Here is a 24,779-nt window from a genome sequence, read left to right on the forward strand (position 1 = left end):
CAATCCCGCAATCGCCTCTTGCGCAATGGCTGATCTCAGGCTAACAATTTTTCATGATCAAGTCCTTGAACATTGCTGTTTGGTGGTGGGTTCGCTAAGGCGGCCTCGACCAATCGTGTCCAAAGACGACGAGTGAGCCGCCCGAAACTTCGAGGCGGCTTTTTTGTTTTATGGCCGCCTGTCGTCCGGGCCCCGATAACGGAGTGGAACAATGGTAACGATCCTGCGGGATGATGGTGCGGAAATCTACGAGACCAAGGGCGGGATATCCGTCACGCGGCAGCGGCGGGCGATTCCCTACGGCGATGCGGTCTCTTCCTATGTCGACAAGCTCGACGAGCGCCGCGGTGCGGTGTTCTCGTCGAACTACGAATATCCGGGCCGTTACACGCGTTGGGATACTGCCGTCGTCGATCCGCCGCTCGGCATCTCCTCCTTCGGGCGCGACGTCTGGATCGAAGCCTTTAACGAACGTGGCGAAGTGATCCTCGGCTTCGTAACCGAGCGGCTGAAGACGGTGGCCGACCTTGTGCTCGGCGCTTCCTCTGCCCGTCGCCTCGACCTGACCGTCAAGACACCGGACCGGGTGTTCACCGAGGAAGAGCGCTCGAAGATGCCGACGGTCTTCACCGTGCTGCGCGCCGTGACCGATTTGTTCTATTCGCAGGCGGATGCGAGCCTCGGGCTTTACGGCGCCTTCGGCTACGACATCGCCTTCCAGTTCGACGCGATCGATCTGAAGCTGACGCGGCCCGCCGACCAGCGCGACATGGTGCTCTACCTGCCGGACGAGATCCTCGTCGTCGACAATTATGCCGCCAAGGCCTGGATCGACCGTTACGATTTCGAAAAAGGCGGGGTTTCGACCGAGGGCAAGGCCCAGGATATCGCGCCCGACCCCTTCCAGCATACGGATTCCATTCCGCCGAAGAGCGATCACCGGCCGGGCGAATATGCCGATCTTGTCACCAAGGCGAAGGAAAGTTTCCGCAAGGGCGACCTCTTCGAAGTCGTGCCGGGGCAGAAGTTCATGGAACGCTGCGACAGCAAGCCTTCCGATATTTCCAGGCGGCTGAAGGCGATCAATCCGTCGCCCTATTCCTTCTTCATCAATCTCGGCCATCAGGAATATCTGGTCGGCGCCTCGCCCGAAATGTTCGTGCGCGTTTCCGGCCGCCGCATCGAGACCTGCCCGATCTCGGGCACCATCAAGCGCGGCGACGATCCGATTGCCGACAGCGAGCAGATCCTCAAGCTTTTGAATTCGAAGAAGGACGAATCCGAACTCACCATGTGCTCGGATGTCGACCGTAACGACAAGAGCCGGGTGTGCGAGCCGGGCTCGGTCAAGGTGATCGGCCGCCGGCAGATCGAGATGTATTCGCGCCTCATCCACACGGTCGACCATATCGAGGGACGGCTGCGCGACGACATGGATGCCTTCGACGGTTTTCTCAGCCATGCCTGGGCCGTCACAGTCACCGGCGCCCCGAAGCTCTGGGCGATGCGCTTCATCGAAAGCCATGAAAAGAGCCCACGGGCATGGTATGGTGGGGCGATCGGCATGGTCGGCTTCAACGGCGATATGAACACCGGCCTGACGCTCCGCACCGTGCGCATCAAGGACGGCATCGCCGAGGTGCGCGCTGGTGCTACGCTGCTGAATGATTCCATTCCAGAGGAAGAAGAAGCCGAAACCGAACTGAAGGCCTCCGCCATGCTTTCCGCCATCCGCGATGCCAAGACCGGTAATTCCGGCAAGATCCAGCGCGACGTCGCAAGCGTCGGCAAGGGTGTCAGCATCCTGTTGATCGATCATGAGGACAGCTTCGTTCACACGCTCGCCAACTATTTCCGCCAGACGGGGGCGACGGTTTCGACCGTGCGCACGCCGGTGCCGGAGGAAATCTTCGACCGTTTGAATCCCGACCTCGTCGTGCTGTCGCCTGGCCCCGGAACCCCCAAGGATTTCGACTGCAAGGCGACGATCAAGAAGGCGCGGGCGCGCAATCTGCCAATCTTCGGCGTCTGCCTCGGCCTGCAGGCGCTTGCCGAAGCCTATGGTGGGGAACTGCGCCATCTGGCCCTGCCGATGCACGGCAAGCCATCGCGCATCCGCGTGCTGGAGCCGGGCATCGTCTTCTCCGGCCTGTCGAAGGAGGTGACGGTCGGCCGCTACCACTCGATCTTCGCCGATCCTTCGACGCTGCCGCGCGAGTTCATCATCACGGCGGAAAGCGAAGACGGCACGATCATGGGCATCGAACATGAGAAGGAGCCGATCGCCGCGGTGCAGTTCCACCCCGAATCGATCATGACGCTCGGCGGCGATGCCGGCATGCGGATGATCGAGAATGTGGTGGCGCATCTGGCGCGCAAGGTGAAGACCAAAGCTGCCTGAGCGCAATTCCACCTCTCCCTTCCTGCTTTGCGGGAAGGGAAAGGCGGGTCAGCGGCGTTCACATCAGAGTTCGGTTGACTTCTTCCCGTAAATCAGAACATTTCAGGAACGATCAATCGGAGCCCGTCGCCGTGGCCAATGCTGAAAAGTTCATCATTCTCCCTTATCGTAAGAACCGCGGCAATCTCGTGCCCGGTGAAATGCGCCAGGCATCGACCTCCGTCAGCGCGGAAAAGATCGCTTCGGCGATGGCGCAGCGTTTCGTCGGCGTGGCGGCCTATGCCGTAATCGTCGATGAAGAAACCGGCGACATGTCGTCGCCGCGGTTGCTCGCGCGATATGGCGAGATTGCCGATCTCAACGCCGCCTGAGGCGCGGTTTTCAGCATGGAGACATCACTCTACCTGCCGGTCAAAGCTTTCCTGGAGGCGGCCGGTTATGTCGTCAAGGGCGAGGTCGGCGGATGCGATCTCGTGGGGTTGAGCGATGGCGAGCCGCCGGTCGTGGTGGTCTGCGAACTCAAACTCTCCTTCAACCTCGAACTGCTTCTGCAGGCGGTCGACCGGGCGGCGATGAGCGATGAGGTCTGGATCGCGGCCCGCGTTTCCGCCAAGGGGCGCGGGCGAGAGGCCGACAGACGCTACCGCGACCTCTGCCGGCGCCTCGGCATCGGCATGCTCGGCGTTTCCGATGGCGGCGAGGTCAGCGTCATCGTCAGCTCCGTCTCGCCGATGCCGCGCACCAATCCGAAGCGGCGCTCGCGCCTCGTCAAGGAGCATCAGCGCCGCCGCGGTGATCCGGCCGTCGGCGGCGGCTCGCGGGCGCCGATCATGACCGCCTATCGCCAGCAGGCGCTGTTGTGCGCCGCCGCACTCGAGCGGGGATTGGCGCGGCCGCGGGATATGAAGGCGCTTACGCCCAAGGCCGGCCCGATCCTGCGCGACAACGTCTACGGATGGTTCGAGCGCATGGAAAAAGGCGTTTATGCCCTGACGCCTGCAGGGCAGGCCGCTCTTCTACGCTGGCCGCAGCCTGTATTTTCCGACCCGCCACCTTGAAAGCTGCGCTGTAGGGAGCATCGGCGGGATCGCTCAGTATGCCGCTTTCCGACCGGACACGGCAACGCCTGTGAACGACTTGTCATTCCCCTTTGACAAATCCGCCGTCATCGCCCATATCACCCTTAACTGAACCGCCTGCGCGACATTCGCGTGGGCGGTTTTGCGTTTCAACGGCTTGAATTCTGCAATTCATTCGCAACCGCAGGGGAACGATATGAGTGACAATGGCGATCTTACGGTTCGGAAGCTGGCGATGTGGGGGATTCCGCTGTCGCTCGGTGTCATGGGCCTGAAGATGGTGGCTTGGTGGGTGACCGGATCGGTGGCGCTGCTGTCCGACGGGCTCGAATCCTCGGTCAACGTCGTTGCCGCCTTCGTCGCCTTCTTCGTCATCCGCTATGCGCAGAAGCCTGCCGATCACGACCATCCCTTCGGCCATCACAAGGCGGAATATCTGTCTGCCGTCACCGAAGGCGTGCTGATCGTCGTCGCTGCCCTGCTGATCGTCACCGAGGCGATCGGTTATCTCGCCGAGCCGCGCATGCTGGATGCACCCGTCCTCGGCCTTGCGATCAATTTCGCGGCCGGCGTCATCAACGCGATCTGGGCGCGGTTGCTGATCCGCACTGGGCGCAGGCATCGCTCGGCGGCACTGATGGCGGACGGTCAGCATATCATGTCCGATGTGGTGACCTCCATCGGCGTGCTCGTCGGCCTGCTGCTGGCGCTGGCGACAGGTTATGCGATCTTCGACCCGGTGCTTGCCATCCTCGTTGCCGTCAACATCTTGTATCAGGGCTGGAAGGTGATCTCGCAATCGATCGGCGGGCTGATGGACCAGGCGGTCGAGCCACAGGAAGAGGAGGCGATCAAGCAGGCGATCGCCACCCATGCGGCGGGCTCCATCGGCGTGCATGACCTGAAGACGAGGCGGGCGGGCACCGTCACCTTCATCGATTTTCACATGGTGGTGCCCGGCGGGATGTCCGTGCGACAGGCGCATGATATATGCGATCGCCTTGAGGATGCCATCAGGGCAGTGCACGAGGGCGCCACTATCGCAATTCACGTGGAGCCCGAGGGCGAAAAGGCTCACGGCATCCGCGTCAAAGTCGTCAAGGAGGCATGATGCCGAGTACCGATGTTTCCAGCCTGTCGATGCTGGGTCAGCAAACCGAAACCGCGCAATCGCCGGAGGAGGCGGTGCTTGAAAAAGTGCCGTCCAACCATGCCGGTACCGACTACGTTGTGCGCTTCACCGCGCCGGAATTCACCTCGCTCTGCCCGATGACCGGGCAGCCGGATTTCGCCCATATCGTCATCGACTACATTCCGGGCGAATGGCTGGTGGAATCGAAATCGCTGAAGCTCTTCCTGCATTCCTTCCGCAATCACGGCGCTTTCCACGAGGATTGTTCGATCTACATCGCCAAGCGCATCGTCGAGCTGCTCGATCCCCGGTGGCTGAGGATAGGCGCCTATTGGTATCCGCGCGGAGGCATTCCGATCGACGTCTTCTGGCAGACGGGCAGGCCGCCGGAAGGCGTGTGGCTGCCGGAGCAGGGTGTTGCCACCTATCGCGGGCGTGGGTGAGCCGCGGTCGGGCAAAGCCCGAGCAATCGATCCAGTGAATCGATTGCAGCGGCGAACGCCCTGAGCCCAAGCGAAGGGCCGGGCAACAGCGCGGCATGTAAAACCAACTGGCGCCGTTCCTTGGCCCTTAAACCTCAAGCATCAGTGACGTCGTTGCCGGACGAATCGTCAACATAATCGTCGTCGCCATCGTCGTAGTCGGCCTGCTGCACGTTGGCGTCCTTGTCGTCACTTGCGTTGTCCGAGGCCTGGCGGGTGTCGTCGTTGCCGTAATAATTGTTGATGACGGTTTCTTCGGTCGGCGCACTGGCATTGCCGAAGGGGTTGGCGCCGAAGGGCGAGCCCCAGCCGAGCGAGGACATGTGGTTGCCGAAGATGCCGCTCAGCGAATTGGCAAGCAGCATGCCTCCGGCAACGCCCGCTGCCGTGCCGAGCGCGCCGCGCAGGAAGCTGCCGCCGGCCGATGGCGCATAGGCCTGCTGGCTCCAGGGGCCGGACGGCTGTTGCGGCGGCTGGCGGGCATCACGGTCGTAGCCACGGGGCTCGTCATAACCGCGGGAGGCCTGGCCCCATGGGCCGGGGTTGGAGGGGACAGGCGCGGGCTGCTGGGTCTGCGTATTGCCGAAGATCGAGCTCAGGAAGCCGCCGCCCTGTTCGGCCTGGTGGTGTTCACTGGCGCCGGCTTCCAGCTGGCGGATATGCTCTTCGAGTTCCTTGATATGATTGGCGGCCGCCTCCAGCCCCTTTTCCTGAACGATGACGGCCTGGGCCAGATAATAGGTGGCCGATGGCTGTTCGCGCGTTGCCTGGTCGATCAGCGCTTCAGCCTCGCGGTCGCGCGGTGTGGCCGCGGCGGTGCGCACGCGGTCGAAGAGGGCGGTCAGCAGTTGGCGTTCTTCCGGTGACATGTCCTGTCTCCTAATGATCTAGAGCGCCGCGCGTCCGATAGGACGCGCTAAGGACGCTCTATCAATTTAAAACTGCGCATAATCCTTTCCGACAATCGATTCCGATTTCGGGGTTATGCGCTGGCGGCGTTTGCCGCGTGAGGCTGAGGTAGGAACCGATTTTGGCTTTTCAAAGCCTTTCACCGTTACAATTCAGTAAGGCTTGCAGAACGGCGCGCGGCTTCTTAAGGATATCTGCATCGCTTCGGTGCCTTGTGTTTTTCCCGCATTGTTTTAGGCATTGAGTCGCACTATGTGCGAGGAACCCGAATTCATCTCCAAGAGGTTCGAATGAACGACGAAGACCAGGACGACAAGACGAAGGAACTGCCGCTCGGCAAGGAAACGGAGGCGAATCTTTTCAAGTCGCGTTCGATCTTCATCTACGGACCGATCAATCAGGAATTGGCGCAGAAGGTCTGCTCGCAGCTGGTGGCGCTTGCCGCAGCCAGTGACGAGGACATCCGCATCTATGTCAATTCGCCCGGTGGCCACGTCGAATCCGGCGATTCCATCCATGACATGATCAAGTTCATCAAGCCGAAGGTCTGGATGATCGGCACGGGCTGGGTCGCCTCGGCCGGCGCGCTGATCTATGTCGCGGTTCCGAAAGAGCGGCGCCTGTGCCTGCCGAACACGCGCTTCCTGCTGCACCAGCCCTCCGGCGGCACGCGCGGCATGGCATCCGACATCGAGATCCAGGCGCGCGAGATCATCAAGATGAATGAGCGCCTGAACAGGATCATGGCGGCGGCCACCGGCCAGCCGCTCGACAAGATCGCCAAGGATACGGATCGCGACTACTGGCTTTCTGCCGAAGAGGCGAAGGACTATGGCCTCGTTTCGCGGGTTGTGACGTCGCAGTCCGACATCTGAGCTTTCTCAGCCAAAAGCTGCCAAGAAGCCGCCCTTGCCTGCCGATCGCAGGCGAGGGCGTTTTATCTTCGGCTGGTTTGAATGAAGACGGTTATCCGCAAGGGTTGAACGGAAAGCGCTGATTCCGGACTTGCGCCTGCGGCAGCCATCATGCTCCATGCGTCACTCCTGCAGCCCACGAGTCCGCCATGCTCAAAGATTTTTCCGTCCAGGCCCTGTTCATGGGGCTGCTGACTGCCTTCGTCGGTTCCGCCAGCTCTTTTGCCGTTGTGCTGCACGGGCTGCAGGCGGTCGGCGCCACGGATGCTCAGGCGGCTTCGGGCTTGATGGCGTTGTCGATTTCCATGGGCATCTGCGCGATCGTGCTGAGCGCCGTGACCCGATTGCCGATCAGCATTGCCTGGTCGACGCCGGGCGCCGCACTGCTGGCAAGCACCGGGGCTATCGAGGGCGGCTTCAATGCGGCGGTCGGGGCATTCCTTATCTGTGCTGTATTGATCATCGTCGCGGGGCTTTTCAAGCCGCTCGGTCGGGCGGTGGCCGCCATTCCGGCGCCGCTCGCCAATGCGATGCTCGCCGGCGTGCTGATCGGCCTCTGCTTCGCGCCGGTGAAGGCAATCGGCTTCAATCCGCTGTTCGGCCTGCCGATCGTTGTCGCCTGGATCGTCGTCGGCGCCTTCAAGCGGCTCTGGGCGGTGCCGGCGGCACTCGCAGCCTTCGCGCTGGTGCTCGCCTTCGGCGTCGATATCCCCGAGGGTGCGCTCAGATCGCTGGAACAATCGCTGGTGCCGACGGCGGAGATCGTCCGGCCGGTGTTCAATCTTGCCGGCCTCGTCTCGATCGCGCTGCCGCTTTTCATCGTCACCATGGCCTCACAGAATATCCCGGGTATCGCGGTCCTGAAGGTCAATCACTACGATCCCAAGCCCGGTCCGCTCTTTGCCGTCACCGGCTTCTTCTCGCTGCTGTCGGCGCCATTCGGTGGCCACGCCGTCAATCTGGCGGCAATCACCGCGGCGATGTGTGCCGGGCAGGATGCCCATACCGATCCGAAGCGGCGCTATTGGGCGTCGCTGATCGCCGGCGTCGGTTATGTCATCCTCGGGCTGCTCGCCGGCGCGGTAACGGCCTTCGTCGCGCTCGCGCCTTCGATCCTGATCGAGGCGGTGGCGGGGCTGGCCCTGGTCGGCGCCTTCTCGTCCTCGGCAATGTCGGCGTTCCAGGTGCCGGATTCGCGCGAGGCGGCGGCGATCACCTTCCTCGTCACCGCCTCCGGCGTTTCCTTCGGCGGCATATCAGGCGCCTTCTGGGGCCTGATCGCGGGCGGGCTGATGCTCGCCCTGTCCCGGCTAGTGAAGATTTGGAAAGACCGGGCCTCGTCGAGATAGCGGAAGGTCGTTGTGCCTGAGGGCTTGCCAGTTCCACTGCCCGAGGTTATAAGCGCGGCCATGAAGACCACTGGCGCCAAGATTTCCAACAGCATTGCACGCGGCCGCATCGCCCTGCGTGACAATACGCGCGCCCTGACCTCGCTTCTTCTCCTCGGCCTTACGCGCGGTTGCCGGGTCCTTTGAGGAGCGCCCGGCGGCCGAAAGCCCGCCCGGCCATCGCTCCTCGCGACTCACTTTCAAAATTGACCTAACGACCGACAAAGGTCCGCATTTGTTTATCGCCAAGCCCGACACGATCGGCTAAGAGGCGGGGCAAATGCCGGGACGAGGAGACGATACGATGGACGCGAAGACGCAATCCTCCCAGAACAAGACCACCCCCGCAAAAGGCATGCCTGACGCCGCGGTGAAATACCGGGCCTATCCGCAGGTAAACATTCCCGACCGCACATGGCCGACGAAGACCATTACCAAGGCGCCGGTCTGGTGCTCGGTCGACCTGCGCGACGGCAACCAGGCGCTGGTCGATCCGATGGGCCACGACCGCAAGGCGCGCATGTTCCAACTGCTGCTCGATATGGGTTTCAAGGAAGTCGAGATCGGCTTCCCCTCGGCTTCGCAGACCGACTTCGATTTTGCCCGCTGGTGCGTGGAGGAGGGCAATGTGCCCGCCGACGTCTCCCTGCAGGTGCTGGTGCAATGCCGCCCGGAACTCATCACCCGTACCTTCGAAGCGCTGGAAGGCGCAAACCGGCCGATCGTGCATTTCTATAACTCGACCAGCGAGCTGCAGCGCCGCGTCGTCTTCGCCAAGGATGTGCAGGGCATCAAGCAGATCGCCGTCGATGCCGCCAAGATGATCACCGATATGGCCACCAAGGCCGGCGGCGGCTACCGTTTCGAATATTCGCCAGAGAGCTTCACCGGCACCGAACTCGAGGTGGCGCTGGAAATCTGCAACGGCGTCATCGAGGTCGTCAAACCGACGCCCGATAACAAGTTGATCATCAATCTGCCGTCCACCGTCGAGATGGCGACGCCGAACGTCTATGCCGACCAGATCGAATGGATGTGCCGCAATCTCGACAATCGCGAGAACCTGATCATTTCGCTGCATCCGCATAACGACCGCGGCACGGGCATTGCCGCTGCCGAACTGGCATTGCTGGCAGGCGCCGACCGTGTCGAAGGCACGCTGTTCGGCAATGGCGAGCGCACCGGCAATGTCGACATGGTGACCATGGCGCTGAACATGTTCACCCAGGGCGTCGATCCCGGGATCGACTGCTCGAATATCGAGCGCATCAAGGAAGTGTTCGAATATTCGAACCAGATGGCGATCGGCGAGCGCCATCCTTATGTCGGCGAACTGGTCTATACCGCCTTCTCCGGCTCGCATCAGGATGCGATCAACAAGGGCATGAAGGCAGCACAGGTCGCCAACCATCCCGTATGGGAGGTCCCGTATCTGCCGATCGATCCGCGTGATGTCGGTCGTTCCTACGAGGCGATCATCCGCATCAACTCGCAATCCGGCAAGGGCGGCATTGCCTACATCCTGCAGCAGGATTACGGGCTGAACCTGCCGCGCAACCTGCAGGTCGAGTTCCGCGAGGACATTCAGCGCATTACCGACGTAGAGGGCAAGGAGCTTCCTTCGAAGCGCATTCACGATCGTTTCATCGAGCGCTACGTGACGCAGCCGAGCGCGCGCCTGAAATTCGTCGACCACCACACCTATCCCGATACTGAGCGCAAGGGCCAACGGGTCGTGGCCGCCGAGATCACCGACAATGGCGAGATCAAGCGCATCGAAGGGCGTGGCAACGGCCCGATCGACGGCTTCATCAACGCGCTGTCGCATTATCTCGGCATCGAGATGTCGGTCGAGGACTATTCCGAGCATTCGCTGCAGCACGGCTCGAATGCGGCGGCGATCTCCTATGTCGAGACCTCCTATCCCGGCGGCAAGCTCTTCGGCGCCGGCATCAATACCAACATCGTCGCGGCGTCGCTGGAGGCGATCGTCTCGGCCGCCAACCGTGTGCTCGAGGTGAAGGCCGGCAAGGCCTGATCTCAAAGGAACTCAGGCCGCGATCGTATCGGTGCGGCGCGGTCTGACGATGCAGTCGGCGATATCGCGGGCTTCGTTGCGCGCCTCGGCATGGCGCTGGCCCCATTGGCAGAGCGCCAGCAGCACCGGTTCGAGGCCGAGACCGAGTTCGGTCGCGCTGTATTCGACGCGGGCGGGGATTTCGGTAAAGATCCGGCGCGCAACCAGCCCATGTTCCTCCATTTCGCGCAGCTGCTGGATCAGCACCTTCTGGCTAATGGCAGGCATCATGCGCTTTAGCTCCGAAAGACGCTTCGGGCCGGAGAAGACGTAGTAGAGGATGACCGGCTTCCAGCGCCCTGAAATCACTTTCAGCGCGCGCTCGACCGGCAGCTCGGGGAGTCTTTTCATCGGCTCAGCCATGGTCACCTCCTGGTGGGTATGGCACGAAAGAGTGTGTATTTTACAGGATATCCTATTGCTAAACCTGCCCCACGCCAAATCAGACGTGAGGTTCATCTGTTATGAAAGCGATCCAATTCACGCGCTTCGGTCCGCCCGAAGTCCTCGAGGTGGTGGAACTGCCGGTTCCCGAGCCGGGGCCGGGTGAGGTTCTCATCCGCGTTCATGCGGCCGGCGTGAATTTCTTCGAGGTACTGGTGCGGGCCGATCGCTATGCCGTATCGCCCGACCTGCCGATGTTTCCCGGTGTCGAGGTCGCGGGTATCATCGAGCGGGCGGGGCCCGGTGCCGATCGCTCGCTCATCGGCACGCGGGTTGCCGTTCCTCTCTTTGCGATCGGCCGCGGTTCGGGCGGTTATGCCGAGTTCGTCGCGGTCGACGGCGGGGCGGTGGTGCCGCTGCCGGATGCTGTCTCCTTCACGATGGCTGTGGCGCTGATGGTGCAGGGACTGACGGCGCTGCATCTCCTGCGCAGCAGCCCCGTCAATGGCAAAATCGTCCTCGTCAATGCGGCAGCCGGCGGTGTCGGCTCGCTGCTGCTGCAGCTTGCAAGACGCGACCGCGCAAAGATGGTGATCGCGGCGGCGAGCAGCGAGGAGAAACGGGCGCTTTCCCTGTCTCTCGGCGCCGATCATGTGGTCGACTATACGGCGCCCCGCTGGCAGGAGGAGGTCAAGGGGCTGAGCGGAGGGCTCGGCGCGGATATCATCTATGAAACCGTCGGCGGCGCGGTTTCAAGGGCGACGCTCGATGCGCTGGCGCCTTGCGGCGAGCTGGTGCTGACGGCGATGGGACGATTCGGGCTTGGGGTCGCCGATATCGAGCGCATGCTTGATCAGAACCAGTCGATCAAGGGATTTTCGCTGTTGCCGCTGCTGACGCTCCAAGCTGTGCCAAAGGATTTTGGCGCGCTCTTCGATCTTGCGGCGACGGGCGCGCTGACGGTTGTCGAAGGCGGTCGCTTCCCACTGCATCGAGCCGCGGAGGCGCATCGCGTCATTGAGGAGCGGAGGGCGGTCGGAAAAGTGGTGTTGACGCCGTCAATCCAAGAAAGCGAGCCCGACGCGATGCCAAAAAACTTGGCCCCTTAAGCACCGTGCGTCCTTTCGGACGCACAAAGGACGCTCTAACAGTTTGAACCGACGCATCGTGCTTTCCGAAAATCGATTCCGATTTTCGGGCGATGCGCTAGATCGCCGTGGCGATCTCCATGGCGAGCTGGCCGAGCGTTGCTTCGGCGGAGGGACCGGCCAGCACATAGGAGGTGCCGGCATTGTGCCAGGTTACCAGGCCGATCTCGTCCTTGATCGTTTCCTTGAAGTCGTCGGTCTCCGGCGGCTGCGCGTCTTTGCGGAAGCAGATGGAGATAACGTCGCCATCGGCGTTGGAATAGACGAGCTGCCCGACAGGGCGGCTGTCGCCGAGGATGACGCGCGCGCCTTGGAAGGTCCAGCCTTCGGCGCTGAGATCGGGCACGCGGAAGGGCACGCCGATCGCGGTCGTCAGCCAGCTGGAGATTTCCTCGGCTTGCGAGGCGGGCACTTCGACGAGGTGACGGGGCTGGCGGATCAGCAGGCGCTGATAGGCGGTGACGTCGCCCAACCAGTCGCTGGTATTGGCCGGCGCCGTGGCGGCGGTCGTGGTGGCGATTTCGTCGGCATCGGGGCTGGTGCCGACGAAATAGCCGATGCCGCAACCGACGACGAAGAGGATCAGAGCGGCGGCCAGCGCCTGCGGGCCGCTCGGCGCCAGTTTCACCTGCGGGCGCGTGGCACGCTGGGCGATCGGCGTCTTCGGCGGCTGCGTGCTCTTGATGGAGCGGACGAGGGCGAGCGGCACCGGCTCCTTCAGGATATCGTCGAGGCGCCGGCGGCCGAAATCGGCACCGTGGCGCAGCTTCTCATGCAGCCGGCGCGCATTCTCGTCGCTTGCCAGACGCTGCTCCAGTTCGTGCCTTTGTTCGGGCGAGACTTCGCCGTCGAGAAGGGCGGTAAGCTGGACTTCGAGCGGCAATTTCCTAAGATCGAGCAAATTCAGTACCTGTGGATCGGGTGGGTGCCGGCAAGCTCGGCAAAGTGCAGCCTTGCGGCGGCGAGCTGCGAAACGACGCTTGCCACTGGGATGCCCATAATGTCGGCCGCCTGCTGGTAGCTGTGGCCTTCGACGTCGACAAGCAGGAACATGCTGGAAACGCCATCCGGCATATCGGCGATCATGTGATGGATGGCGTCGGGATCGACGGCAGCCGAGCGTTCGCGTGCAGCCTCACGAAGATCGGTGACGTTGCCGCGGACGGAAGCCTTCGGCTTGCGCTTGCGGCTGTCGTCAGTCCATTGCTGGCGGGCAAGCGTGTAGATCCAGCTTTCCAGCCGGCCTTCGCCGCTCCATTGATGACCCTTGGCGATGGCGCGCTGACAGACGGCCTGAACGAGTTCGTCGGCCACGGAAACCTCACCCGCGAGCGTGATCGCGAAGCGGCGAAGGCGGGGCAGAAGGCCGACGAGATCACGTCGGAGATCGATGGTCGTTGCGGGTTGACGCATTGTCTATCCAAGAAGCATTCACAATGGTTTCGCGGACGAAGGGATTGCCCTCGGGCGCGAAGCCGACCTTATCGACGCCGGCGATGCATGTGCTTTATGAAACAAGTCTCCTGCACTGCGCAAGCATCCGGTCGTCTTCATCCCTCTTTCCCAAGGGAATTTCGTATTATGGCCCGCCAAGCTTGCGTCAATATGTCTTGTAGCCGTTCAAGCTTTGCAGCAGAGCCCGATAGGCCCAGGTGCCTTCGCCGCCGCGATCACGGATTTCGACGAGCTGAACGCGGGCGCCCTGAATGTCTCCCTGTTCGACCAGCGCCATGCCCATGTAGGAGCGGGCGAGGATGTAATTCTCATCCGCCTGCAGCGCCTTGCGGTAGTAGGACATGCCGAGCTCCATCCGGCCGGCCTTGCGGTTGGCGTAGCCGAGATAGTTCAGGATGCGCGGGTCGTTCTGGTTGCGGGCGAGATTGAGCACGGTGATGGCGTTGTCATATTGGCCGGCATAGGCAAATTCCCGGGCGAATTTATAGAGATCGTCGTCGTTGAAGCTGCTCTTCTTCGGGTTGACGCATTCCTTCTTGGCCTTGTCCCAGACCTTGCCGCCGGTGCAGGTCTTGGTCGTCTGCGTCTTCGGCGGCGGATTGGTGTCATCGTTGTTGTCGCCGACCGCGAAAGCGGCCGTGGCGATGCCGAAGGCAAAGCCGGCGGCGAGCGAAAATCTGGACAGGCGACGGAAAGGAGAAGTCATGGGCGGGCTCCGTTCTCAGGCGATGCTGTTGCTGGAATTGTACGCTTACCATTAAAAATACCAAGAGGGTAAGCAACCTCCACGGCAAATGTCGCGACGATGGTCTGATCTCTTCGCAGATCGATTCAAGTGCGGCACAAACAGAGTCTGGAACTGGTGCTAACGCGCGAAAATATCGGCGCTTTCCGGTATCACCGCGTCGCCGGCCCTGTTGAGGCTGAAACGCTCGCCGCGGAGTTCCCAGGCACCTGGAGAGCCCTCGATGGAGAAGAGGTTATAGGCGGCAGGCGGCTTGATGCTGCCGGGTCCCTGCGACGCCGACGCGATGCCGACGACGGGCACCGGCTGCACCTGGCCGCGCAGCCAGTGCAGCGTGTTCAGGTGCGTATGGCCGTGCAGCACGAGTTCGGCGCCGCCCGTCGAAATTACGGCGGCGAAGCGGCGGATGCCGATCATCCGTTTGTAGAAGGCCGTGGCGCCGCGGATCGGCGGATGGTGGATCATGACGACGCGAAAGAGACCGGCTTCGCCGGCCGCGCGCAACATGTTGACGGTGTCGCGGGCCTGGCGCGCGCCGAAAAAGCCGGAAGCGGCAAAGGGAGGGGTGGCGACCGCCGTCGAGCAACCGACGATCGCGACTTTGTCGCGGATGCGCAGATAGGGGAAGACGTGGCGATCCTCCTGCCATTGCGGCGGGGCGAGATCGCCGCGGACATAATCGTACCAGGCGCGCATTGACTTCTCATAGGCGCCCGGCACATAGGCGTCGTGGTTGCCGGGAACGACCGAGGTGTCGGCGGGATCGCCGAGCGTGCGCAGCCAGGCGGCGGCGGCGCGGATCTCGATGCCGCTCGCCAGATTGACGAGGTCGCCGGTGACGGCCAGGTGATCGGCCTGGCGGGCGCGGATATCCTCAAGCAGCAGATCCAGCGTGCTGCCGAAAAGGTGCTTGCGTCGGTTTCGATGCCAGTTCACAAAGCCGGTTATGCGTTTTGAAAACAGCTCTTGAATGGAAAGGCGGGGCAGCGGTCCGAGGTGGACGTCGGAAATATGCGCGAGCTTGAACATGCTACGAGACATAGACCAGCTTATTGACAAATCAAACACATCCGGCGCGATGAATAGCCGAAACGGAACCATGGTGGATAAAGAGAAGCGCCCCCCTCATATCAGGCTGGCCTTGCGCCTGCTGCATGTTTATTTCTCCTTCGCCCGCGGCATGACGATGGGCGTCAGGGCCGCCTGCTTCGATGCGGACGGCCGGATTTTTCTCGTGCGTCACAGTTATATCGGTGGCTGGCATATGCCGGGCGGCGGACTGGAGCGTAACGAGACGGTAGAAGAAGCGCTGGTCAAGGAGCTACGCGAGGAGGGCAACCTCAGGATCATCGGCAAGCCGGAACTGGTCCAGGTCTACTTCAATACCACGACGACCCGGCGCGACCATGTCGTGTTCTACAGGGCGACCGTCGAGCAGACGGCGCCCCGTCCGCCGGACTGGGAAATCTCCGACAGCGGGTTCTTTTTCCTCGACAGCCTGCCCGAGGGTACGACCGAGGCGACGCATCGCCGCCTCGCCGAGCTTCGGGGCGAGCAGGAGCCCGATCACCGCTGGTAAGAAGTATCAGGCGGCATTTAGCCTGGCGCGGCCATGCGGGCTGTCGAGATCGAGCGCCGGACCGACAGGGACGATGCCGGTCGGATTGATCGTCTTGTGGCTGCGGTAATAATGCTGCTTGATGTGGTGCAGGTTCACCGTCCCGGCAACGCCCGCCGTCTGGTAGAGGTCCCTGAGATAACCGGGTAAGTTGCGGTAATCGGCGATGCGGCGGATGTTGCACTTGAAATGGCCGACATAGACGGGGTCGAAGCGCACCAGCGTGGTGAACAGGCGCCAGTCGGCCTCGGTCAATCTGTTGCCGAAGAGGTAGCGGCCCTTGCCCAAGCGTTCGTCGAGCATGTCGAGCGTTTCGAACAGCTTGCCGACGTTTTCCTCATAGGCCGCCTGGGTTGTGGCAAAACCCGCCTTGTAGACGCCGTTGTTGACGGTGTCGTAGACGGTAGTATTAAGCGCATCGATTTCGGCACGGATATCCTCGGGATAGAAATCGGCCTTCGAGCCGGTCAAGCCGTCGAAAGCGCTATTGAACATCCGGATGATCTCGGCGGATTCGTTGCTGACGATCGTGCCGGTTTTCTTGTCCCAGAGCACGGGAACGGTGACGCGGCCGGAATAGTGCGGATCGGCTCTGACATAGATCTGCCAGAGCGCGGACGCACCGAAGAGCTGGTCGCCGGTGGCGCCGTCGCCGACCTTGAACTCCCAGCCATTCTCCGCCATCAGCGGATCGACGACGGAGACCGAGATCAGCCCTTCGAGCTTCTTCAGCTTGCGGAAGATCAGCGTGCGATGCGCCCAGGGGCAGGCAAGCGAGACATAGAGGTGGTAACGCCCGGCCTCGGCCTTGAAGCCGCCGGCGCCGGAAGGGCCGGCTTCACCGTCCGACGTCACCCAGTTGCGAAACTGCGAGGGCTGCCGCTTGAAATGGCCCTTGCTCTCCTTCGTGTCGTACCAGACGTCATGCCAGACGCCATCCACCAGCATTCCCATGGTGTTCATCCCTTTGATTGCGTGTTGGAACGGAAGATATCGCAGATGGCAGGGCTTTACAGGCGGCAAAGATTGAACAGAGCGTCACGTCGTGCATTTTGCGTTGGACGACGGAAATTTTTCCTGCTATCGGCCTTTTCACGATTTTCGGACCCCTGCTTGATGTTCATTTCCAGAAACCCGCGACGACGCTGATGTTCCCGAACGCCCAAGGCGTGTTCGAGACCCATCAATCTGTCCATCCGGTTTCTGTCATCATGTACAAGCACGATCTCGTCTACCTCACCGAAGACGCGTCCCACGACGCCGCCATCGAACACATCAACGAAGAAGCCTTCGGTCCTGGCCGTTTCACGCGTGCCGCCGCGCGCATCCGCGAGCAGGGGCCGCACGATCTGTCGCTCTCCTTCATCTGCGCCGACGACGGTGAGACGATCGCCTCCGTGCGCATGACGCCGGTGCTGGCAGGCTCCGTGAAGGGGCATCTGCTCGGCCCGCTCGCCGTCCGCCCCTCCCATAAGAATCAGGGCATCGGCCGGGAGCTGGTGCGGATCGCCGTGGAGGCGGCTAGACGCAAGGGCTCGGAAGCCGTCATCCTCGTCGGCGATCCGCCCTATTACGGCCCGCTCGGCTTCGAGAAGGTCGCCTACAACGCGCTGTCCTTCCCTGGCCCCGTCGATCCCGGCCGCGTGCTCGTCGTTCCGATCGCCGAGGGCGTGCACGAACGGCTGAAGGGCATCATCGCCTGGCACGGATGATCAGAGGTTTTTGCGGAGGAAGCTGCGCGTGCGGCCTTCCGGGAAATCCTGAAGCTCCCCGAAAACCTCATAACCCTGACGCAGATAGGCTCGCAGCGCCAGCGGGCTGAAAGTGTCGATCCAGGCGCCGCGGCATCCCCGGGTTCTCGCCTCGTCTTCCGCTTTTGCGAGGATCTCGCCGGCGAGACCGGTGCCGCGCAGCGTGTCGGGAATATAAAGCATCTGGGTGAAGAGCCAGCCCCAGGCGGTAAAGCCGGAAAGACCGCCGGTCACCTTGCCGTCGGTATCGCGGATGAGGACGGCGAGCGGCCGGCGATCCGAGGGGCCGACATCGCCGGTGTTGAAGGCCGAGAGCGCATCGGTGATCGCCGCGAGTTCCTCCGGCGAGGGTGAGGCGGTCAGCTCGAATTCCGGCATGAGATTACCGTCCTTCGCGCCACCACATGGCGCCGAAGGCGAGCAGCAGGATGCCGACGCCGGCGAACCCGGCAAAGAGCGGCAGCGTGTTGATGCCCTTCAAGACCGTCTCGCTGGTCATGCGGATCATCATGCGATCATTGTCGGCGACGCGGACCTGGCCGCGCACCGGCAGGATCGGCGGGACGGAGATCGCGCCATTCGCATTGGCGACCCGGGTGACGAGACCCTTGCTTCTGTCGGCGACCGGCTGCAGCACATCGGTCGTCGAGATCATCGCCTTGAATTCCGGTGCGTCGACGGCGCCGATATGAACAAGCGTCGATAGCTTGCCGTTGCGGATTTCGAAAAGGCCGATCTCGTCCATCCTCTTCTCGGCCTTGTAGAGGCCCGGTTCGGACTGGGTGAGCGGCAGGGTTTCGGTCTTGCCGGAGGGATAACGCACGGTGGCGTTGCCGGGATTGTCGCCGATCGTCTGGCGCGTGACTTCAAGGGTCCGGCCGGAGGCGCGCGCCGTCAGCGCTTCTTCCTCGAGCGCCGGCTCCTTCATCAGCCAATGGGCGATCCGGCGATAGAGCGAAACGTTCGGACCGCCGCCTTCAAAGCCGCGCGCCCAGAGCCAGCCCTGATCGGAAAGCAGCATGGCGACGCGGCCCTGGCCGGCGCGGTTCAGCACCAGCAGCGGATGGTTGTCGGCGCCGAGCATGATCGTTTCGCCCTGCGGCCGGTCGACATCGACGCTGCGGAACCAGCGGCCCCAATGCGGCGGATCCTCGCCCGAACCATCAAGGCCGCGCGTGACGGGATGTTTGCGGCCTTCCTCGGAGAGGCGGGGATAGAAGGCCTTCTCGATCATCTGGCCGGTGGGCGTTGCCGGCAGGACCGAGGAAAGTGGCGTCAGTGCAATGGAATCGGGGCCGGCGTGCTCGGGACCGGCGGCGATCAGCAGCGCGCCGCCATTGTCGACATATTGCGCGATGTAATCGTAATAGAGCAGCGGCAGCACGCCGCGGTGCTGGTAGCGGTCGAAGATGATCAGGTCGAAATCCTTGATCTTGTCGACGAAGAGCTCACGCGTCGGGAAGGCGATCAGCGACAACTCGTTGATCGGCGTGCCGTCCTGTTTTTCCGGCGGACGCAGGATGGTGAAGTGGACGAGATCGACCGACGCGTCCGATTTCAGCAGGTTGCGCCAGGCGCGCTCGCCGGCATGCGGTTCGCCGGAGACAAGCAGGACGCGGAGATTCTGGCGGATGCCGTCGATGACGTGGACGGCGCGGTTGTTGGCGGTGGTGACTTCGCCGGGAAGGGCTGCGACCGAGAATTCGAGCACGTTGCTGCCGCCACCCGGCACCTTGAAGGAGAAGGGCGTATCCTGCCCGGGGGTCGCCTGCAGGGTGGCGATCTCGTCACCGTTCAGCTTCACCGTGACATCGGCTGTGCCGCCGGGGCTCGGGCCGTCGTCGAAGACGCGCAGGATCACCTGCTGCTCCTCGTTGACGATGCCGAAGCGCGGGCCCTTGATGACTTGGATGCGGCGATCGAATTCGTTGGCCTTGCCGGTGACCAGGCCATGGATCGGGGCGTCGAAACCGAGCGCCTGATTGGCGGCTGGAACATCATGGACCTCCCCGTCGGTCAGCATGATGGCGCCGCCGATGCGGGCGGGCGGAACATCGGCGATATTGGCCGACAGGGCGTCGAACAGGCGCGTGGACGGCACGTCGGAATTGACGTCGCCTTCGACATCGACGAAGCGCGGCTCTATCTGCGGGAAGCGAGCGAGCTGTCCCTTCAGCGCCGCAAGCGCGTCGTCGGTCATCTTGACGCGATCGGGCGTCTGCTGGCTCTGGCTGCGATCGACGAGAACAGGCACGATCGTCGACAGCTGATCGCGGTCCTCCTGCAGCAGCACGGGATTGGCAAGCGCAGTCAGCATGGCGAGTGCCGCCAGCGTTCTGATCCAGGCGCCGCGAATGCCGCGCCAGATCGCGAAGGCGGCGATAACAGCGCTGACGACGGCCAGTGCGGCCAGAACCGACCAGGGCAGGAAGGGCGAAAAATCGAAGGTCATCTCATTGTCCTAACCGTTCGAGAAGGTCGGGAACATGGACCTGGTCGGTCTTGTAGTTGCCGGTCAGCATGTACATCATGATGTTGACACCGGAACGGTAGGCATACTCGCGCTGCGTTTCATCGGACGGCACGGTCGGCAGTATCGGTACGCCGTTGTCGTCGATCGCCCAGGCGCCGGCAAAATCATTGCCGGTGATCAGGATCGGCGAAACGCCGTCGGCCGTCGCCGCCGATTTTTCGCTCGGCTCCTGGCCGCCCTGCCGCGCCTCGATCCAGAGGGGGCTGCCGGTATAACGGCCGGGAAAGCTCGAGAGGAGATAGAAGGATTTCGTCAGCACGTGGTCCGATGGCACCGGCTCCAGCGGCGGAATGTCGAGATTGGCGAGGATTGCCTGTAGCCTCTCGCCGTTGGCGCTGACATTGCCGCCATTGTCCAATGCGCTGATCTGGTCGCGCGTATCGAAAAGCACGGTGCCGCCATTGCGCATATAGGCGTCGATGCGGCTGATCGCCGCCGATGACGGCATCGGCGCCGTTGCCGAAACCGGCCAGTAGATGATCGGATAGAAGGACAGCTCGTCTTTGGTGAGATCGATGCCCACCGGCGGCGCCGGCTCCAGCGTCGTGCGGAAAGTCAAAAACTGGGTCAGTCCCTCGAGACCGCGCTCGGAAATATTGTCCACCTCCTGTTCGCCAGTAACGACATAGGCGAGGTGGGTGTTATCGAGCCTCTGCAGGATGAGGTCGTCGCCGGGTTGGGAATCGTTGGCGTGAAGCGTGCCGGGTTGCACGAGGAAGCCGGCGCCGACGGCGACCGCGACCATCGCTGCGGTGCGGACAGCCGGGCGCAATCGTGAGAATGCGCCATTCATGAAGAGAACGATCAGGCTGTCGGCCAAGAGCAGCAGAAAGGCTGCGAAAAAGAGTGCGGGTTTTGCCGACCAGCTTTCGCCGCCGATCAGGCCTTCGCGCACGGCATTGGTCCCGGTTGTGTCGAGCGGCGTCAGTTCGGCGTTCTCGGGCAGCACGTTCAGGGAGGTGAAACCATCCTCCGAGCCATAGAGCCCGGGCGGATTGTCGAAATTCGCGGTCGGTTCGGCTCCGGCCTGCGGAATGAGCGGCCGCGCCGAGCCCGTCTCGGAGACGAGCGTGCCCTTGGCCGTGAGCATGCGGAATGGCGGCAGGGTTTCGGAGACACGCGCATTGCCGCGCGCCTCCGACGTCACGCCGCCCGATCGCGATATCTGCAGGAGGTGACGCAGCATGTCGACGAAGGTACCTGAGATCGGCAGATCGGACCAGGTGGCCTCGGCGGTGACATGAAACAGGACGATCTGGCCGGATGCGATCTGCTTCATCGTGACGAGCGGCGTGCCGTCAGCCAGGCTTGCCCAGGTGCGTTCGGCAAGATCGGGCGTCGGTTCGGCAAGCACCTGTCGCTTGACGACGACATCGGCGGGGCGGGCTATGCCGGCGAAAGGCCCAAAATTCGGAAATTCGGCAAGCGACTGCGGCTCGCTCCAGGACAATGTGCCGCCAAGCGCCCGTTCCCCCTGGCGCAGGATGACGGGAATCAATGGATCGTCGGCGGGGGCAGCCGCCATGCGCGGGCCGGCGAAACGCAGCAGCATGCCGCCATTCGATATCCACCGCGTCAGAGGCTCATAGGTTTCCTCAGGCAGCCGGCCGATATCGGCCATGATGATGATGGAGGGATTGCTGGCGAGAAGTTTTGGTATCGCGACCGAAAGATCGGAATCGGCGGGCTGGATCAGATCCGCATAGGGCTGCAGTGCCCGTTGGATATAATAGAGCGGCGAGAGCAGCGGTTGGAACTCATCGCCTCCTTCACCCGACAGCAAGACGACGCGGCGGCGCTTGAATGCGTCGTCGAGAAGGTGGACGGCGCCAGCCGTGGCGCCGTTGTCGACGCTGACGCGCGCGAAATCGTTGCGCATCTCGAAGGGGGCGGTGATCGAACTCGTCGCGACGCTCTGGCCGGGACGGAAATCTACCCTGCCGTTGGCAATCGAGCGGCCCTGGGTATCGACGGCGTTCAGCGCCACCGATGCGGCCTGCGAACTGTTGAGCCGCGTGACCTTGACGGTCATGGCATCAGCCGCATTGTTGGCGGCGGTGATCGCGACCGTCCTTGCGGCATCGCCCTCGATCAGGCGGAGATCGACGGGCTGGAGTTCGGCGAGTCTGCGCACCGTGGCGTCGTCGGCCTTGGCAGCGGCGCCGTCGGTGAGGAAGGCGAGGGTGCCGGGCTTGATGCCGTTCAACGCGCCGCGCAGTGCCTGGAAGGCGCGTTCGCGGTCTGGCACCAGCGGTCGCGGTTCGGCGGCGCGCAGCTTGTCTCGGGCGGCGGCGGCGGTGCCGGGCACGGCGTCGTTGGTCGGATCGGCGGTAAAGGTGATCGACACCGGCGTGCCGGCGGATTCGGCGTCGTCTATCAACGCGTCGGCGGTCTGGATGCGGCGCTCCCAGTCGGGTGCCGCTGCCCAGCTGTTGTCGACGAAGAGGACGAGCGGGCCACCCGATGCGAGCGAACTGGTGCGCGGATTGAAAACCGGATCGGCGATCGCAAGGATGATGGCGGCGGCGAGCAGCATGCGCAGCAGCGTCAGCCACCACGGGCTTTGCGCCGGGGTCTCCTCGCGTTTCAGTACGGAAGCGAGGATCTTCAGCGGCGGGAAGACCTCGGTCTTCGGGCGTGGCGGTGTCAGCCGCAGCAGCCACCAGATGACGGGCAGGGCGACGAGCGCGCCGAGAATGGCGGGATAGGCGAAAGCGAAGGGAAGGGCGTTCATAGCTGCCCTCCATGAGTCGCCTTGGCCGGCATGCCGGACAGATACATGTGCACCGCGACCAGCGCCTCGGAAGCAAGATGATCGGTGCGGTGGCTTGCGAAGGTCCAGCCGAGATGGCGCAGCGACTGGCCGAGGCTGTCCCTGCGGGCGAGGTAGGCGTTGCGATAGGCCTCGCGAATGTGTTCGGCGCGGCCGGAAACGAGCTTGGTGCCGCTCTCCGGATCGGTGAATTCGGTGCGGCCGCTATAGGGGAATATCTCTTCGGCGGGATCGGATATCTCGACCACGTGGCCGCGCAGGCCGCGGCGGGCCAGCGGCCCGAGCCGTTCCATGATTGCCGGCGCATCGTCGAGGAAATCGCCGATGAGGACGAGATCGCTCCAACCGCGGATCATCGCCGTTTCCGGCAGACCGCCGGTCAGCGGCGTGTGCATGAGCGCGGATGCGAGGCGTTCGGCCGCGTTGCGGGCGGAGGCGGGTTCCATGATGCCGGGGCAGCCGATGCGCTCGCCGGAGCGGGCGAGGATTTCGGCAAGCGCCAGCATGATGACCAGCGCGCGGCTTTCCTTGGAGACATTGCCGTAGCTCGACTTGTACATCATCGAGGGCGACATGTCGCACCAGAGCCAGATCGTGTGCGCCGCCTCCCATTCGCGTTCGCGCACATAGGTGTGGTCGTCGCGGGCGGAGCGGCGCCAGTCGATGCGCGACAGGCTCTCGCCCTCTGAATAGGGACGGAACTGCCAGAAATTCTCGCCGATGCCGCGCTTGCGGCGGCCATGCCAGCCGGCGATCACCGTGTTGGCGATGCGCTTGGCTTCCACCAGGCAGTCCGGCACCAGGGCGGCCCGCTGCCTGGCGCGGGAAAGGGCATCGCTGCCGGGTGTCGGATTGACGATCTGTCCGATAGATGCCACGCGTCCGGCTTCCTTATCCCTTTGCCTGCTTGACCAGTCCGGCGATGACGTCGCGCACCGACATGCCTTCGGCGCGGGCGGCGAAAGTCAGCGCCATGCGGTGCTGGAGAATGGGTTCGGCGAGCGCGAAAATATCGTCCAGAGACGGTGCGAGACGGCCTTCGTAAAGGGCGCGGGCACGCGCGCAGAGCATCATTGCCTGGCCGGCGCGCGGGCCTGGACCCCAGGCGACGTTCTTGTCGGTCGAGGCATTGCCCTGTCCGGGACGGGCCGAACGCACCAGCGCCAGGATGGCGTCGACAACCGTGTCGCTCACCGGCATCTGGCGCACCAGGGTCTGGATCTCGATCAACCGCTGCGCATCGATGATGGCTTCCGGCCGGGTTTCGCCCAGGCCCGTCGTTTCGAGCAGGATCTGCCGCTCAGCGGCAAGTTCGGGATAGTTGACGTCGACCTGCAGCAGGAAGCGGTCGAGCTGGGCTTCGGGCAGGGGATAGGTGCCTTCCTGCTCGAGCGGGTTCTGGGTGGCGAGCACATGGAAGGGCGCCGGCAGGTCATAGCGCTGGCCGGCGATCGTGATGTGATATTCCTGCATGGATTGCAGAAGAGCCGACTGGGTACGTGGCGAGGCGCGGTTGATCTCGTCGGCCATCAGGAGCTGGGCGAAGACCGGGCCCTTGACGAAACGGAAGGAGCGGCGTCCACTGTCGTCCTGGTCCATCACCTCGGAGCCGAGAATATCCGAGGGCATCAGGTCCGGCGTGAACTGGATGCGGTTGGCGGCAAGGCCGAGCACCTCGCCGAGCGTCGTCACCAGCCTGGTTTTGGCAAGACCGGGAACGCCGACAAGCAGGGCATGGCCACCGGAGAGCACGGCGAGGATGGTGTTTTCGACGACGCTTTCCTGACCGAAGATCACCTTCGAGACTTCCGCGCGGATGGCGGCGATATCGGAGAGCGCCTTTTCGGCGGCGGCGACGATCGCCTTTTCATCGAGGCTGGATTCGGTCTTCATCATACCCACGGGCATCTCCAACGGCTGAAATCATTCGGCAGCGAATCGGCGGACTTATACATGTGCCTCATACCCGATAGAGTTATGGAGATGAGAC

The 24,779-nt window shown here is 63.0% G+C and carries 23 protein-coding genes and 1 pseudogene; 12 read left to right on the forward strand and 12 right to left on the reverse strand.

Annotated features, from left to right (window positions below):
* The first annotated feature begins 211 nt into the window (after window positions 1–211).
* The 5 genes from FHT75_RS01620 (at window position 212) to queF (ending at window position 5,055) form a co-directional block, all read left to right on the forward strand.
* Complete coding sequence (locus FHT75_RS01620) at window positions 212–2,401, forward strand: anthranilate synthase (RefSeq protein ID WP_029867915.1); 2,190 nt, start codon at window positions 212–214, stop codon at window positions 2,399–2,401.
* A gap of 131 nt (window positions 2,402–2,532) precedes the next feature.
* Complete coding sequence (locus FHT75_RS01625; protein ID WP_029867916.1) at window positions 2,533–2,772, forward strand: hypothetical protein; 240 nt, start codon at window positions 2,533–2,535, stop codon at window positions 2,770–2,772.
* Window positions 2,773–2,787: 15 nt separating this feature from the next.
* Window positions 2,788–3,459: a DUF2161 domain-containing phosphodiesterase gene (locus FHT75_RS01630; protein WP_047611309.1), complete on the forward strand. Its 672-nt coding sequence runs from the start codon at window positions 2,788–2,790 to the stop codon at window positions 3,457–3,459.
* 217 nt (window positions 3,460–3,676) lie between these two features.
* Window positions 3,677–4,591, forward strand: coding sequence for a CDF family cation efflux transporter EmfA (gene emfA / locus FHT75_RS01635; protein ID WP_047611305.1), 915 nt, complete (start codon window positions 3,677–3,679; stop codon window positions 4,589–4,591).
* Window positions 4,591–5,055: a preQ(1) synthase gene (queF, locus tag FHT75_RS01640; RefSeq protein WP_029867919.1), complete on the forward strand. Its 465-nt coding sequence runs from the start codon at window positions 4,591–4,593 to the stop codon at window positions 5,053–5,055. The genes emfA and queF overlap by 1 nt, the downstream gene beginning before the upstream one ends.
* Before the next feature lie 134 nt (window positions 5,056–5,189).
* Here the strand turns inward: queF and FHT75_RS01645 are convergent, their stop codons facing one another.
* Window positions 5,190–5,963, reverse strand: coding sequence for a DUF2076 domain-containing protein (locus FHT75_RS01645; protein WP_029867920.1), 774 nt, complete (start codon window positions 5,961–5,963; stop codon window positions 5,190–5,192).
* A 330-nt stretch (window positions 5,964–6,293) separates the two neighbouring features.
* On the opposite strand from FHT75_RS01645, the gene FHT75_RS01650 reads away from it, so the two are divergent.
* The 4 genes from FHT75_RS01650 to leuA all read left to right on the forward strand — a co-directional run bounded on the left by FHT75_RS01650 (window position 6,294) and on the right by leuA (window position 10,343).
* Window positions 6,294–6,878: an ATP-dependent Clp protease proteolytic subunit gene (locus tag FHT75_RS01650; protein WP_029867921.1), complete on the forward strand. Its 585-nt coding sequence runs from the start codon at window positions 6,294–6,296 to the stop codon at window positions 6,876–6,878.
* 188 nt (window positions 6,879–7,066) lie between these two features.
* On the forward strand, window positions 7,067–8,266 hold the full coding sequence (locus FHT75_RS01655) for a benzoate/H(+) symporter BenE family transporter (RefSeq protein WP_029867922.1): 1,200 nt from the start codon (window positions 7,067–7,069) through the stop codon (window positions 8,264–8,266).
* A 60-nt stretch (window positions 8,267–8,326) separates the two neighbouring features.
* The gene (locus FHT75_RS36240; RefSeq protein ID WP_254959063.1) at window positions 8,327–8,452 is read left to right on the forward strand and encodes a hypothetical protein; all 126 of its coding nucleotides are present in this window, start codon (window positions 8,327–8,329) and stop codon (window positions 8,450–8,452) included.
* Between the two features lie 157 nt (window positions 8,453–8,609).
* The gene (gene leuA, locus FHT75_RS01660) at window positions 8,610–10,343 is read left to right on the forward strand and encodes a 2-isopropylmalate synthase (protein WP_029867923.1); all 1,734 of its coding nucleotides are present in this window, start codon (window positions 8,610–8,612) and stop codon (window positions 10,341–10,343) included.
* Window positions 10,344–10,355: 12 nt separating this feature from the next.
* Here the strand turns inward: leuA and FHT75_RS01665 are convergent.
* A pseudogene (locus FHT75_RS01665) lies at window positions 10,356–10,841 on the reverse strand (winged helix-turn-helix transcriptional regulator).
* Window positions 10,842–10,846: 5 nt separating this feature from the next.
* Here FHT75_RS01665 and FHT75_RS01670 point away from each other — a divergent pair.
* Window positions 10,847–11,875 (forward strand): zinc-binding alcohol dehydrogenase family protein, encoded by a 1,029-nt coding sequence (locus FHT75_RS01670; RefSeq protein WP_049813628.1) that lies wholly within the window; start codon window positions 10,847–10,849, stop codon window positions 11,873–11,875.
* Between the two features lie 97 nt (window positions 11,876–11,972).
* Here the strand turns inward: FHT75_RS01670 and FHT75_RS01675 are convergent, their stop codons facing one another.
* From FHT75_RS01675 to FHT75_RS01690, 4 genes are all read right to left on the reverse strand, one after another.
* On the reverse strand, window positions 11,973–12,815 hold the full coding sequence (locus FHT75_RS01675) for an anti-sigma factor family protein (protein WP_029867926.1): 843 nt from the start codon (window positions 12,813–12,815) through the stop codon (window positions 11,973–11,975).
* A gap of 2 nt (window positions 12,816–12,817) precedes the next feature.
* A complete protein-coding gene (locus FHT75_RS01680) occupies window positions 12,818–13,327 on the reverse strand; it encodes an RNA polymerase sigma factor (protein WP_029867927.1) in 510 nt (169 codons plus the stop codon).
* Between the two features lie 187 nt (window positions 13,328–13,514).
* A complete protein-coding gene (locus tag FHT75_RS01685; protein ID WP_029867928.1) occupies window positions 13,515–14,075 on the reverse strand; it encodes a tetratricopeptide repeat protein in 561 nt (186 codons plus the stop codon).
* Between the two features lie 159 nt (window positions 14,076–14,234).
* On the reverse strand, window positions 14,235–15,143 hold the full coding sequence (locus FHT75_RS01690; protein ID WP_029867929.1) for a metallophosphoesterase family protein: 909 nt from the start codon (window positions 15,141–15,143) through the stop codon (window positions 14,235–14,237).
* A gap of 70 nt (window positions 15,144–15,213) precedes the next feature.
* On the opposite strand from FHT75_RS01690, the gene FHT75_RS01695 reads away from it, so the two are divergent.
* On the forward strand, window positions 15,214–15,693 hold the full coding sequence (locus FHT75_RS01695; protein WP_029867931.1) for an NUDIX domain-containing protein: 480 nt from the start codon (window positions 15,214–15,216) through the stop codon (window positions 15,691–15,693).
* A 6-nt stretch (window positions 15,694–15,699) separates the two neighbouring features.
* On the opposite strand, the gene FHT75_RS01700 is transcribed toward FHT75_RS01695, so the two are convergent.
* Complete coding sequence (locus FHT75_RS01700; RefSeq protein WP_029867932.1) at window positions 15,700–16,686, reverse strand: glutathione S-transferase family protein; 987 nt, start codon at window positions 16,684–16,686, stop codon at window positions 15,700–15,702.
* A 194-nt stretch (window positions 16,687–16,880) separates the two neighbouring features.
* On the opposite strand from FHT75_RS01700, the gene FHT75_RS01705 reads away from it, so the two are divergent.
* Complete coding sequence (locus FHT75_RS01705) at window positions 16,881–17,444, forward strand: GNAT family N-acetyltransferase (protein ID WP_080759849.1); 564 nt, start codon at window positions 16,881–16,883, stop codon at window positions 17,442–17,444.
* Here the strand turns inward: FHT75_RS01705 and FHT75_RS01710 are convergent, their stop codons facing one another.
* The 5 genes from FHT75_RS01710 to FHT75_RS01730 are packed head-to-tail and all read right to left on the reverse strand — an operon-like array spanning window position 17,445 to window position 24,691.
* The gene (locus FHT75_RS01710) at window positions 17,445–17,861 is read right to left on the reverse strand and encodes a GNAT family N-acetyltransferase (RefSeq protein WP_029867935.1); all 417 of its coding nucleotides are present in this window, start codon (window positions 17,859–17,861) and stop codon (window positions 17,445–17,447) included.
* Between the two features lie 4 nt (window positions 17,862–17,865).
* The gene (locus tag FHT75_RS01715) at window positions 17,866–19,935 is read right to left on the reverse strand and encodes a membrane protein (RefSeq protein ID WP_029867936.1); all 2,070 of its coding nucleotides are present in this window, start codon (window positions 19,933–19,935) and stop codon (window positions 17,866–17,868) included.
* A 1-nt stretch (window position 19,936) separates the two neighbouring features.
* Window positions 19,937–22,750, reverse strand: coding sequence for a DUF4159 domain-containing protein (locus tag FHT75_RS01720; RefSeq protein WP_029867937.1), 2,814 nt, complete (start codon window positions 22,748–22,750; stop codon window positions 19,937–19,939).
* Window positions 22,747–23,667 carry a DUF58 domain-containing protein gene (locus tag FHT75_RS01725; protein WP_029867938.1) on the reverse strand — a complete coding sequence of 307 codons (921 nt, stop codon included), beginning with the start codon at window positions 23,665–23,667 and terminating at the stop codon, window positions 22,747–22,749. Before FHT75_RS01725 ends, FHT75_RS01720 begins: the two co-directional genes overlap by 4 nt.
* A 13-nt stretch (window positions 23,668–23,680) precedes the next feature.
* The gene (locus FHT75_RS01730) at window positions 23,681–24,691 is read right to left on the reverse strand and encodes an AAA family ATPase (RefSeq protein ID WP_028757018.1); all 1,011 of its coding nucleotides are present in this window, start codon (window positions 24,689–24,691) and stop codon (window positions 23,681–23,683) included.
* Window positions 24,692–24,779: the final 88 nt, after the last annotated feature.

This window comes from Rhizobium sp. BK112 (assembly GCF_014193215.1).
Classification (GTDB): Bacteria; Pseudomonadota; Alphaproteobacteria; order Rhizobiales; family Rhizobiaceae; genus Rhizobium; species Rhizobium anhuiense.